At 53.7% G+C, this 11,564-nt stretch carries 10 protein-coding genes, 1 tRNA gene and 1 pseudogene; 1 reads left to right on the top strand and 11 read right to left on the bottom strand.

All coding sequences use genetic code 11. The features are described from left to right. Positions 1 to 247 precede the first annotated feature (247 nt). The 9 genes and pseudogenes from JRF57_13720 to JRF57_13680 form a co-directional block, all read right to left on the bottom strand. Positions 248 to 1,327 (bottom strand): FAD:protein FMN transferase, encoded by a 1,080-nt coding sequence (locus tag JRF57_13720; protein ID MBW2304755.1) that lies wholly within the window; start codon positions 1,325 to 1,327, stop codon positions 248 to 250. Between the two features lie 101 nt (positions 1,328 to 1,428). Next, a pseudogene (locus JRF57_13715) lies at positions 1,429 to 2,295 on the bottom strand (Fe-S cluster domain-containing protein). A 200-nt stretch (positions 2,296 to 2,495) separates the two neighbouring features. Beyond that, positions 2,496 to 3,461: an NADH-quinone reductase gene (locus JRF57_13710; GenBank protein MBW2304754.1), complete on the bottom strand. Its 966-nt coding sequence runs from the start codon at positions 3,459 to 3,461 to the stop codon at positions 2,496 to 2,498. Continuing rightward, on the bottom strand, positions 3,458 to 4,081 hold the full coding sequence (locus tag JRF57_13705) for an electron transport complex subunit E (GenBank protein ID MBW2304753.1): 624 nt from the start codon (positions 4,079 to 4,081) through the stop codon (positions 3,458 to 3,460). Before JRF57_13705 ends, JRF57_13710 begins: the two co-directional genes overlap by 4 nt. A gap of 54 nt (positions 4,082 to 4,135) precedes the next feature. Beyond that, positions 4,136 to 5,050, bottom strand: coding sequence for an FMN-binding protein (locus JRF57_13700; protein MBW2304752.1), 915 nt, complete (start codon positions 5,048 to 5,050; stop codon positions 4,136 to 4,138). Then, positions 5,047 to 6,072 (bottom strand): RnfABCDGE type electron transport complex subunit D, encoded by a 1,026-nt coding sequence (locus tag JRF57_13695; GenBank protein MBW2304751.1) that lies wholly within the window; start codon positions 6,070 to 6,072, stop codon positions 5,047 to 5,049. The genes JRF57_13700 and JRF57_13695 overlap by 4 nt, the downstream gene beginning before the upstream one ends. A 163-nt stretch (positions 6,073 to 6,235) precedes the next feature. Further along, a complete protein-coding gene (gene rsxC, locus JRF57_13690; protein MBW2304750.1) occupies positions 6,236 to 7,561 on the bottom strand; it encodes an electron transport complex subunit RsxC in 1,326 nt (441 codons plus the stop codon). A 446-nt stretch (positions 7,562 to 8,007) separates the two neighbouring features. Beyond that, positions 8,008 to 9,063, bottom strand: a complete 1,056-nt coding sequence (locus JRF57_13685; GenBank protein ID MBW2304749.1) for a flippase-like domain-containing protein — start codon at positions 9,061 to 9,063, stop codon at positions 8,008 to 8,010. Next, positions 9,026 to 9,985: a bifunctional riboflavin kinase/FAD synthetase gene (locus JRF57_13680; GenBank protein ID MBW2304748.1), complete on the bottom strand. Its 960-nt coding sequence runs from the start codon at positions 9,983 to 9,985 to the stop codon at positions 9,026 to 9,028. Before JRF57_13680 ends, JRF57_13685 begins: the two co-directional genes overlap by 38 nt. An 86-nt stretch (positions 9,986 to 10,071) precedes the next feature. Between JRF57_13680 and JRF57_13675 the strand changes: the two genes are divergently transcribed. After that, a tRNA-Leu gene (locus tag JRF57_13675) sits at positions 10,072 to 10,158 on the top strand. Between the two features lie 130 nt (positions 10,159 to 10,288). Here JRF57_13675 and JRF57_13670 read toward each other — a convergent pair. Then, positions 10,289 to 10,873: a hypothetical protein gene (locus JRF57_13670; protein ID MBW2304747.1), complete on the bottom strand. Its 585-nt coding sequence runs from the start codon at positions 10,871 to 10,873 to the stop codon at positions 10,289 to 10,291. A 258-nt stretch (positions 10,874 to 11,131) separates the two neighbouring features. Then, on the bottom strand, positions 11,132 to 11,413 hold the full coding sequence (locus JRF57_13665; GenBank protein ID MBW2304746.1) for a YHS domain-containing protein: 282 nt from the start codon (positions 11,411 to 11,413) through the stop codon (positions 11,132 to 11,134). Between the last annotated feature and the right edge of the window lie 151 nt (positions 11,414 to 11,564).

Raw genomic sequence — 11,564 nt, 5'->3', positions numbered from 1 at the left:
TTTTGCCCAATCTCTGCGCCTGCCTGTGCCGGGCCTATCTGCCATTCCAAGGGGCAGGCAGGCACGGCAGACAGGTCAGACTCAAATTTTAATCCTCGAAATACTCCAATGTATGGTGCCTCTGCCGCTTGGTATTCTGAGCGGGATGGTTGAAATTTTCGTCTCCCCTTACGGGGCGTAGGCCTTCCCGGCCGAAAGGGTTACCTTGAAAAAATGAATGTTTTACAAAGGCCCCAGACTGTGGTTTTCACACCCGGGTGCCTTTCCAGCCGCTTGAGTGAAGCTTGCGCCCGCTGCGGGTCACGATAAAGCATTCACGCCGGGGCATGCCCTCAATGAACCGGATTCCCTTTTCAGGGGACATGACGAAAACAGCCGTTGAGAGGGCGTCTGCATCAATGGCCCTGTCGGCCAGGACCGACACGCTGGTATCCTGTTCAGGGGAATACCCGGTCCGTGGATCGACGATGTGGTGGAACATCTTCTCCCGGTCGTAATAAACTTCATAGTTCCCGGAAGTTGCAATGGCGCCGTCTCTCATACGGATAATGTCCGGGTAGTTTCCTTTTTTCAAGGGATCCTGGATGGCCACACTCCAGGGCCTTTTCCCCGCCTTATTCCCGCTTGTCCGTATATCTCCTCCCGCATTGATCAGGTGGTCATGGATACCGAAATCGGAAAGCACGCGGGAGGCCCTGTCTACGATGAATCCCTTGGCGATCCCGTCCAGGGTGATTCCCATTCCTGGTTCCTGGAACGAGATGGTACGGCCCCTCAAGGTCACCTTCCTGGCATCCACCAGCCTAAGGGCCCGGCGCAGGTCATTCTCAGAGGGGAGGGAGGGATGTTTTTTCTCAAAGGAGCGCTTGAACAGGTCAACGACCGGTTTTACCGTGATGTCGAAGTAGCCCCCGCTGATGTGGTAATAACGGAGTGCTCTCAAGATGACGTGGGCCACTTCTGGGGGCAGGTCCCTGATGAATCCTTCTTTGTTGAGCTGTGAGACGGCAGTAGCATCATCAAAACGGCTCAGGGTTCGGGTTAACCGGTTGATTTCTTCAAAGGCCCGACCCATGGCCTCTTGGGCCCTATCCCGTGAGGGGTGGAGGAGGGTCATGGACACGACGGTTCCCATGGCCAGCCGTGTCTCGGATACCTTAAGCAAACGCCTATTGAAACGCACGGCCTCGGCGGTGATCGGCGCCTTGTCACGCCGTAGCCATAGGCCGACAGAGGCCACCCCCACTCCGAGCAGTCCGGACAACTTGAGGAATGACCTGCGGTTCAGAGATCCACCTCGAAGGGGGAAATGATTCTTTTTTTCCATTTTCTGCCTCCAGAGGAAAGAATGGGAGTCAATGTACCATCCCGGCTGAACGATGGCAACCCATTTGTTATCATTGAGTCCAGGGGGATTTCAACCCGTGTCTATCCAGTAACTGCCTGGCTTTCAGATATCTGAAGCCTTTCGGGTCGAAAGGGCCTGAAGATGTTCCTCGGGCACTTTTCGACGCAGGCCTCCCCGCACTCGGAGCCGTATTCGAGACATTTCTGGTGATCGATTTTTACGATGTTGTCCTCGATGGACACGGCCTTGGCTGGGCAGGCCTTGACGCACATTTTACAGGTAATGCAGCCCACCTCACACAGTCCCTTCACCTTCTTGCCGGGATCTTTGGTGCTGCAAGGGACCCAGACCCTCGCCTTGAGGGGGATGAGATCAATGACGTTTTTCGGGCATGTGCGTACACAGGTTCCGCAGCCCACGCAGGCTTCAGGGTCGACCCGTGGGAACCCCTCCACCATGGTGATGGCATCGAAGGGGCAGGCATCGGCGCATTCCCCGAGGCCAATACAGGCGTAGAAACACCCTTGGGGCCCGCCATTGGCGAGGTTGGCCGCCGTGCAGGAGCCGTACCCGATGTAACGATACTTCATCGAGACCTTTCCTTCGATCCTGGAGCACCGAACGGCCGCCACCTGATCTTCCACGGCCGCCATTTTTTTCCCGGTGATCTCGGCCACCAGTGAGGCTACTTCCGCTTTACCAGGGAAGCAAAGATTAGGCGCGACATCGGGCTCGTTAACGACCGCTTCAGCATAGGCTTCGCACCCGGCGAAGCCACAGCCTCCTCACTGGGCCCCGGCGAGTACTTCGAGTACTTCTTCGACCTTCGGGTTGGCCTTTACCGCGAATTTGTGGGCGGCCAGGGCCAGCCCGATCCCAAAAAAGAGTCCGATGCAGCCCAGGACGGCCAATCCGCCGAGGGCGAGCTTGATGAGTGCAGGATCCATTGAATTTTCCTCTCAGATTATCTCAGGGTGCCGTAAGATATCTGGCAGGCCCCTGATGGATGTATTTACTTCTTTCCTCCCCCCAAAAAATATTCAGTTCCAACAGGGGGAAGAAGGAGGAATTTTTATGTTTGAAATTCCTTTAGTTGAAAAATCTTTGCGGTCCCTCTTCATGGCCGCGATCGACTTGGGGTTTGTTCCTAAAAAATGGTCATCCCGGAAAATCCCAGAAAGGCGAGAGCGAAGAGGCCCGCCGTCACGAAGGCTATGGGGAGCCCTCGGAAGGTGGGGGGCACCTTGGCCAATTCCAGTCTCTCCCGCACGGAGGACATGAGAAACAAGGCGATGAGAAAGCCTGTGCCCGCCCCGAGGGCCAGCATGAAGCTCTCCCATGCATTGTACTCGTTGTCCGCCAGTATGAGGGGAACTGCGATGATGATGCAGTTCGCAATGACGAGGACCAGGTACACCCCGAAGGCCTTGAATAGCATCGGGTTAACCTTCCTCAAAATGGTATCCACCGCTTGCACCGACAATGAGACCAGACCGATGAAAACAACGATCTGGAGAAAATCAAGGTGATAAGGCTTGAGTACGAATTGGTAAAGGAACCAGGACATCATGGCGCTGAACAGGATCACGATCGTGAAGGTGATGCCCATGCCTACGGCGGTGCTTTTCTTCTGGGAGGTCCCGAAGAACACGCACAGCCCCAGGTACTTTGTGAAGACGAAATTATGGATGATCATCGCGCCGATCAGGATGGAGAGAAGATACCCGATATAGGCCTTCTTAACGCCCACAATGGCCGTTCCAAGGGAGCGCCCTTCCGAGCGGATGTCATTCATGCGCAGGACATGGGCCTTATCCTGGTTGAGGTCTTCCTTGAAGCGGAGGATGACCGATTTCCTGTCCGGTGAGAGCAAAACCTCTTGAATTTCCAAGCGGATGTCGGGATCCTGCTTCTCAAAGAGACTATAGTTGGCCGGATTTTTCCCCCAGGATTCATCCACCGGACCGGCGAAGACGATCAAAATTTCCCTGGTATCCTTGAAAGAAGTCTTCTTGATGAAAGGATGTTCGGGGCCGCATCCGGAGAGAAGGGCCAGCCCCAGGGCTAAAAGTAAGAAAAATGGAAATCGGTTCCTGTTTGAAAGGCTTATCATGTCCTCACCTTTTTCCTGCGGTTGTAAACCGCCTCGATGTAATTGTACAAGGCCATCATGAAACCCACCGTGAAGAATCCAGCGGCCGGAAGGACGAAGAAAAGTAAGGGGCGGAAACCCAGGATGTCATGCCCGAAAAGGGTTCCCATGCCTAAGAGTTCCCGGACGAACCCGAGGGACATCATCCCGAACATGAATCCCAGCCCCATTCCCAGACCGTCCCAGAAGGAGGCTTGGACCGTGTTTTTGCAGGCGAATGTCTCCAGTCGCATGGTGATGATGGCAAAGGCCACGATCAGTTTCACGAATATGCCCATTTCCTTGTAGGCCGCGGGTACGTAAGCCGCCAGCATAAGATCGATGACAGTAACCCAGGTGGCGATGGTAAGGGTATAGGTCGGAATGCGGATTCGTGGATGAATGTAATTTTTGATGGCGGCTATGGTGCAGCTTGAAAAGACTTGAACGAACAGTACCGCTATACCCAGGAGCAGTCCGTTCATTACGGTGGTGCTGATCCCCACGGCCGGGCACATGGAAAGGGCCAGCCTGAAAATAGGGTTTTCATTGAGAATCCCGTTCCAAAACAATTGACCGTTGGTTTTGGTGGTTGCCGGCACGATTCATTCCTCGCATTTGATTCAGCGTTTTTCAGGGCACTGGGGCCCTTTCCTTTAAAATGTTACAGGAATATCCTGTCCCTGGATTACGGAATCCAGGATTTTCAGGCGGTAAGCGAATTTTTTGACTATGTTCTTGACGCCGTTCGTCACCGCCCGGCTGGAAATGGTGGCCCCGGTGATGGCATAAATCTCCTTGTTTCGGTACTTGGCCTGGATTTCCCGAACCTCGTCCTTGGAAAGGGACTGCCCTTTTCCTTTCGTATATTCAAGGACTTTCCGGTATTCTTCGGGAAGGGGCTTCTTGACCACCTTGAGGGCCTTTATGTCTTCAAAGGTTTTGCCCCTGAATTGGTTCTTAAAATAAGGCTCCTCAATTTCACCGCCGAGACCGGGGTCTTCTTCGTGTTCCATGATCTCAAGGCCCAGGATTTCAAAATTGGGTTTCAGGGCCAACATCACTTTGACGAAGGTCTTGAATCCGGGAAATTCGTCAGTAAGGATATAGGCCCGACGCTTGTGCCCCCGCGTGGCGATGACGGTTGAATCCGCGTAAGTGAAGGTCCTGGAGTGGGAAAGGGCCTCGCCGAGGGCCTTGTCCCTGTTCGAGGTCTCCACCGCTTCATCCTGGGTAAGGGGGATAGGGATCCGGTCCACGAAATTCCCCTCCAGGTCGATGATCAGGAGTTCGTGCTGTGTCTTTCCCTGCTCGACCACAGGAACCAGATACCCCAGGTACTGCTTGTCGCCCTCTCCGATAATGTACCGGTATATGGTGTAAAGATTCAGGTCGGATGGTTTCGGATGGGCCGCATCGTATCCCAAAAGGCCCAGCATGGTTTCCTGTACATTCTGGTGCTCGTTGTGCCGCTTGGCCGCGTCTGTGATGGTGAAAACGAACCCCATCACGAGGGCGGCGATCAGACAGGAGATTGTTAACCCGATAGTGATACGCAGGATTTCCTTCATTTTTCATTACCTTTCGGCGGGGCGAACCGTTTGGGCTTGAACCACCCTTCCAGCGCGGGAGTGAGGGGGTTCATGAGCAGTATGGCGTAACAGACTCCTTCCGGGTATCCGCCCTTCAAACGGATGAGGACCGTAAGGGCCCCGACACCCGCTCCGAAGATCAACTGAGCGGTCCTGTTGCTGGGGGAGGTGACGTAGTCTGTAGCCATGAAGAAGGCCCCCAGGAGGACCCCCCCTGAGAGCACGGCCAGGAGTGGGTTGCCCGTGAAAAGTCTTTCACCCCCGAAGATCCAGGTGAAGAGGCCGACCGACAGAATGACGGAGACCGGGATGTGCCACGTGATGTAACGCTTGTATATCAGGTAAAGACCACCGAGGAGGATCAGGAGTCCTGATGTTTCCCCTATACATCCGGGTCTCCAGCCCAGGAAGAAGTCGGAATAGATCGTTCCCATGGACCCGAACTTTTCGATAAGCGCTGCAACCCCGTAATGCTTCAGTACGTAAAGGGGAGTGGCTGTGGAAACGGCGTCGATCCCCGAACCCATGTATTTAAACACCGAGGCGTCCCGGATGGGCTGGAGCCAGGCCGATGTCATGGCCACGGGAAAGGTGGCCACAAGAAAAGCACGGCCGATGAGCGCCGGGTTAAAAATGTTGTATCCTAGTCCTCCCAGAAGGTGTTTGGCCACGTAAATGGCCATGACGGAACCCAGGATAGGGAGCCAATAGGGGACACCCGGGGGAATGATATAGGCCAGGAGTAATCCGGTGATCACCGCGCTCCCGTCCGAAACGGTCACGGGGCGCTTGAGGAGTTTCTGTGAGACCGCCTCGGTTGCCACACAACTCCCGACGCTTACCAAGGTGATGATGAGGGTCTGAAACCCGAAAATGAACACCGATAAAATGAGCGGGGGGAGGAGGCAGACCACCACCGTCCACATGATTTTTTCCACCGATTCCGGGCTTTTCACATGGGGGGAGATGGAAACAACCCACCGGGGCGCGTCCTTAACCACGGCCCTGTTATCTTTTGCTAACTCTTCGATGGTTCACTCCTTGTCACGGTCTAATGGAAAAGTTTTTTTTACAGAAAAACGCCTTTTCTTTTTGATCGCTTCAGAGTACAGCCCGCAGCCATGTCGGGGCCGGATTTCTATCGTGAGCCACCCGTTTATTCTGCTAATCTTTCCTGGCTTTCATCTTGGCCAGACGGATGAACTGCACGAGGGGACGTTTGGCCGGACAGACAAAGGCACAACACCCGCACTCGAAGCATTCGAAGACGCCGAAATGCGCTGTGTCAGCAGCGCGTCCGGCTTCCACATAGATCCCGATTTCGTTGGGAGCAAGTCCCATCGGGCAGGCATCGAGACACCATCCGCATCGAATACAGTTGCTGTATGAACGATCGTCGATCTCTTCCCCGGTCAGGAAAAGGACCCCGGAGGTGGTTTTTGTAACGGGAACCTCCAGGTTGGGAATGGCGAATCCCATCATAGGTCCCCCAACCACGACCTTGGAAAGCTCAGAGGTGGTCCCCCCGAGGTAATCCACGATGTCCTTAAGCCGGGTACCGATCCTGACCCGGAGATTTGCCGGCCTCTGGATTCCTTTTCCTGATATGGTGATTACCTTTTCATAGAGGGGTTTGTTCAGCACGACCGCGTCGTATACGGCCTTTGTGGTGCCTACGTTTTGAACGATGGTCCCGACATCGAAGGGGAGCCCGAAAGCAGGGACCCTTCGCCCTGTAATACTCTCGATAAGTTGCTTTTCTGAACCCTGGGGGTATTTCACCTTCAGGGCGTCGATAGAGATCCGGGAATCCTCTGCACCTTGCGCCGCTGCCGCTTTCCTAAGGGTCTCCACGGCATCCATCTTGTTGGCCTCCACCCCGATATGGCAGGTATCGATTCCCAGGATGGCAAGAATGATCTTGGCGCCCTCCAGGATTTCTTTCGGGTGTTCCAGCATAAGACGATGGTCCGTGGTAAGGTAAGGCTCGCATTCCGCTCCATTGATGATCAGGGTGTCAACCTTGGCCTCGGGCGGGGGAGACAACTTGACATGGGTGGGAAATCCAGCTCCCCCGATACCCACGATACCCGCGTCTTTGACCCGATTGAGCAATTCATCCCTTGAAAGGGATCTCCAATCCACTGGGGTGGGACTGGGGGGCTCGGCTTCAGGGTCCCGTTTGATGATGATTGAAGGGGAATGGACGGTGACGGGATGGGCCGAGAGCCCTATTTCCTTCACCACGCCGGTAACGCTTGCATGCACGTTGGCCCCAAGTCCGGCTTCCACCCGACCGATCAGATCCCCCTCCGATACCTCCGCCTTTTTCTTGACAAGGGGGGTACAGGGGGCGCCGAAATGCTGGTGAAGCAGGATCTCCACCTCTTCCGGAAGAGGCATATCCTCAATGGGCAAGTGATCGGTGAGGTCCTTATACTCCGGGGGGTGAATTCCACCCTTTGGAAAGGTGAGTAACGTCTCGCTCATCATTCTTCTAGCTTTCTTTGCTTTGATGCTGTGTGCCGAGAGGGCATGGGGTGACGAGGTGAATGGGACCCCGCTGGTGGGTTAAAAAACCTGTATCGAAAGACACTTGCGGGGCGGCTCGACCCGGTTGTCCGGCTTCATTTCATGCCGGCCTTCTCCATGTGCAAAGCGCCGGTTTCGGTTCAGGGGCCTCTCTGTCAGAGGCACGCCCATCCGGGACAAGCCGAACCCATTCCATCCTGAGGGGATGCTTATAAAGCAAAAGGTGGGAAATGTCCACTGTTTTTTCAAAAAACAGACGGGCCGAAGCCCTTTCCCAGGGTTTAATGCTTTTTCGCCGCGATCCGCCTCTTCAATGGTTCAATCCATAGGCGGGAATGTCTCCACGGCATTTGTAAGCTCGGGGCGGCATCCGAAAATGGGAATGGAAACTTAAAGTTCTTTTCCTATAGCCCGATTCGATCCTTCTCCAGGATCTCCGATTCCTTCTTTTCCGTTCGCTCCGTCGAGAACTGTGAGGAGAGGAAGGCCAGGAGGCCCGCAAGCACGGTCGGGATAACCACGGCCGCGTGCCAGAGAATCGCTGCTGAGAGGGCTTCTTCCTTATCCAGCCCGTAAAAAAGAAAAGCGTACTGAACTGCAAGATGAAAGGTCCCGATGAATCCCGGGGCGGAAGGGATCATGGCCCCGAAGGATCCCATGGCCATTACGAGAAAGGCGGCAATCAGGGGGAGATTCAAACCCAGGGAAAGCTCTGTGAATTGTATCTGTACAATTCCAAAGGTCCACACCAGGATGGAAAGTAATATGGCTCTGGCCCAGTGGACGGGACTCCTCAGGAGGACGAGCCCCAGGCTGAAGTTGCGGATGGCTTCGATAGACTTTTTTCGGAGCTTTTTTGGGAAAAAAAAGAGGAGGCGATCCAGGAGATTGAGACACTCCCGGGTTTTGTATTTAAACCCAACGATAAAGAGGATCACCAGAAGGTAGGTGAAAAAGAGGGCATAGCCCGTACCCCTGAGGCTGCCGGACACAGCAGACCATTCGCCTGTAAAGGTTGTGCCTGATAGGCCGATGGCGAGAATCAGGAGCAGGGTGAAGCCGTCGAAAAGCCTTTCCACCAAAATAGTGCCAAGGATCGAACTCCCGCTGAGCTTTTCCTTTCGCCCGAGGAGATTGGCCCTGATGAACTCCCCAAGCCTGGCAGGAAATACACAGTTGGCGGCGAATCCGATTAGTACCGCCTGAATCCGGTTCCGGAACCCGGTGGTTTGGATGGGCTCCAGAAGTATGGCCCAGCGCCAGGCCCGTGCCACGTACTGGAGGAACGTAAAGACGACGATCATGAGGATGGAAGAGAGGTTCGCGGATTTCAGAACCATCCACATCCGACCCGTATCCACCTTTCGGAAAGCCAGAAAGATGAAGACGGCGCTGATCAGGATTCCAGCCCACAGCTTCCAGTCAGCGGTTTTGGGCGACTTGTTGAGAGGAGAGGTCAATTCCGAAAAGGTGTCTAGCCCGCCGGATGTCGGCGGTGATTTGATCAGCCAGTTTTTCCACGGATTCGAATGTTTTTTCGTCTCTGAGGCGGTGGAGGAAGTTTACTTTAATGGTTTTTCCCAAAAGATCACCTGTGAAGTCCAGGATATGCGTCTCCACGGAAAGGGTGTTGTTCCCGAAAGTAGGGTTGTACCCGATGTTGGTTACGCCGTAATGGGTCTTGCCGTCGATAAGAACGGTCACGGCGTATACCCCTTCCCGGGGTGTCAATTCTTCCTCAAGCACCAGGTTGGCCGTCGGAATGCCCAGAATCGGCCCGCCCCGGCCTGCGCCCTTGACAACCGTTCCCGCAACTTGATAAGCCCGTCCTAGGAATTCACGGGCCTCCTCCAGGCGGCCTTCCTTCAGGAGGTTCCTGATGGAGGTACTAGAGACCGGCGTATCCTGGATGAGGACTGGTTTTACTACATGAACCTTGAAACCTAGGGATTCCCCCATATCCTCGAGCAGGCGGATGTTTCCCCGGCGACCCTGCCCGAATGAGTAATCATATCCCACCACGATCTCCTTCAACCCGATTTTCCCAAGGAGGAGATCCCGCACAAAGGATTCGGCGGAGATGGCCGCGAACTCGTGCGTAAAGGGGAGGCAGAAAAGGACATCCATGCCTGTTTTCTCAATGAGCTCGATTTTCTGCCTGGTGGTGGTAATCAAAGAGGGGCTTTTCTCCGGGTCCAGAATTTTCAGAGGATGGGGTTCGAAGGTCATGACGGCCGATTGTCCCCCGATGGCTGCAGCCCTTTCCTTCACTTTGTTGAAAAGGGCGAGATGCCCCCTGTGAACCCCGTCAAAGTTCCCGATCGTCAAAACGGGGTTTCGCAAAGGTTCGGTGAGTTCTTCCAGGTTCTTGATCACATCCATATGTCGGCCTTCAGCCCCCTACAATTCGGTTGACATGCGTCAAAAAGTAATATAAAGATCTCTTTCAAAATATCAACCTATTTCGTGCCGAAGTGGCGGAACTGGTAGACGCGCTAGGTTCAGGGTCTAGTAGGCGTACGCCTGTGCGAGTTCGAGTCTCGCCTTCGGCACCATTTTATCAATAGCCTCCTGCAATCACAGGAGGTTTTTTTTATTGCAAGGAAATGAGGTTTTCTTTAGGGCAATATCATTCTGAAAATTCTTTTTCGGCCGGGTGTTTTCACCCGGAGCTGGGTAAGGGTTTCAGGTGGAGGGATCTTCGGGCGCTATTTCGAGGCGAATGGTAGGGATCGCGAATAAGGGGTAGTTGTTGTCCACGTTTCCAATACCTAATCCCAGGACGCCGTTGCTGCAAAAAAGTTGTGCGGCGTCGAAAAAGTCATTAAAGCCGTATGGGGCCACATCATAATCGGCAAGGGCCATGAAAGGCATTTCCCGGGTGTTCATCAAATCTTGAAGAAAGGGATGGGTGATGACCACCATTTGAATCCCTTCTGGACCGAGGCCGGTATCCTTGTTGAATGCCTTCCGGGCCCTGGATACCGTAAGAGATTGAAATATATTTCCAAGTCGAACCTTCGCAAAGTAAAAACCTTTTGGTCTTGGTGGCGCCCCGGTGCGTAAGCGGATACTATCCGTTCTGTTAAAATCAATATAATTGCACTGCCACGTCTTTTTCCACCATTTTTTCGCGGCATAGCTCCAGGCCAGCTTTCCCGAGAGGACAGCATCGGAATGACCCGTTCCGTCATCTCCAAACCCATAAAAGAGGCCCACTTCAACAAACCCTTCAGCCCTGTCCTTTTCAGTCAGGGGAAGCGGCTTCATGATCTCGCGAAAAGAGTCTTCCGGTATCCCCCAGGACATCTTTTTGTTGGCTTTCCGCCACGCCTTTACTTGTCTTTCGAATGGGATGCTCAAATGCCTGGATCCCTTGTCAGACAGTCTTGAGAAAAGGCGCAAATGTTTGTCATGGGCGGTCATGGCTCACAAAACCCCCGCCTGTTAGTTTTTTTGCTCCATCCTGGTTTCACCTGCTACCGGGAACGGCATTCCTCTCAGGGCCGGTGAATCGGTCTCCCCCGATCAATGGCATCTCGGCCCCTCACCACCAAACTCTTTTTGGCTGACCTTTGCAATCCTTTGAAGGTACCGGCCGAACCAGCCTTTTTTTCGGGGGGTGTTGTTGTGCAGATATTTTCTTGGATTTGCCTCGAACGCCTTTCGACATGCTTCGGCACAAAACCAATAACTGCGGCCCTGGTAAACGGAAACAAATTTCGTCAGGCCGGGTTCCACCTCCATCCTACATACCGGATCGATAGCCTTGTTGGTAGAACCGCCGTTTGTGGAATTATGATCTGTCATGGTCGTACCTCCCATACTATTTTTGTTGCTTGTACCAAAACTGAGCGTTTCAAAATTTTGATGAGACCTTTTATTTAGATATATCAAAAGAGTACATGGTAATTGTCCGATAAGGTATCATAACCTATAAGGTCAAGGGCATGGCATATGT

The sequence above is a fragment of the Deltaproteobacteria bacterium genome, assembly GCA_019310525.1.
Classification (GTDB): Bacteria; Desulfobacterota; DSM-4660; order Desulfatiglandales; family HGW-15; genus JAFDEE01.
Note: the sequence above shows the minus strand (reverse complement) of the source record. Positions and strands in the feature narration are given on the sequence as shown.

Coding starts and splice junctions, on each gene's coding strand:
- JRF57_13720 (MBW2304755.1), bottom strand. CDS start 1,327: ATGGAAAAAAAGAATCATTTCCCCCTTCGAGGTGGATCTCTGAACCGC.
- JRF57_13710 (MBW2304754.1), bottom strand. CDS start 3,461: ATGATAAGCCTTTCAAACAGGAACCGATTTCCATTTTTCTTACTTTTA.
- JRF57_13700 (MBW2304752.1), bottom strand. CDS start 5,050: ATGAAGGAAATCCTGCGTATCACTATCGGGTTAACAATCTCCTGTCTG.
- rsxC (MBW2304750.1), bottom strand. CDS start 7,561: ATGAGCGAGACGTTACTCACCTTTCCAAAGGGTGGAATTCACCCCCCG.
- JRF57_13680 (MBW2304748.1), bottom strand. CDS start 9,985: ATGGATGTGATCAAGAACCTGGAAGAACTCACCGAACCTTTGCGAAAC.
- JRF57_13670 (MBW2304747.1), bottom strand. CDS start 10,873: ATGAAGCCGCTTCCCCTGACTGAAAAGGACAGGGCTGAAGGGTTTGTT.
- JRF57_13665 (MBW2304746.1), bottom strand. CDS start 11,413: ATGACAGATCATAATTCCACAAACGGCGGTTCTACCAACAAGGCTATC.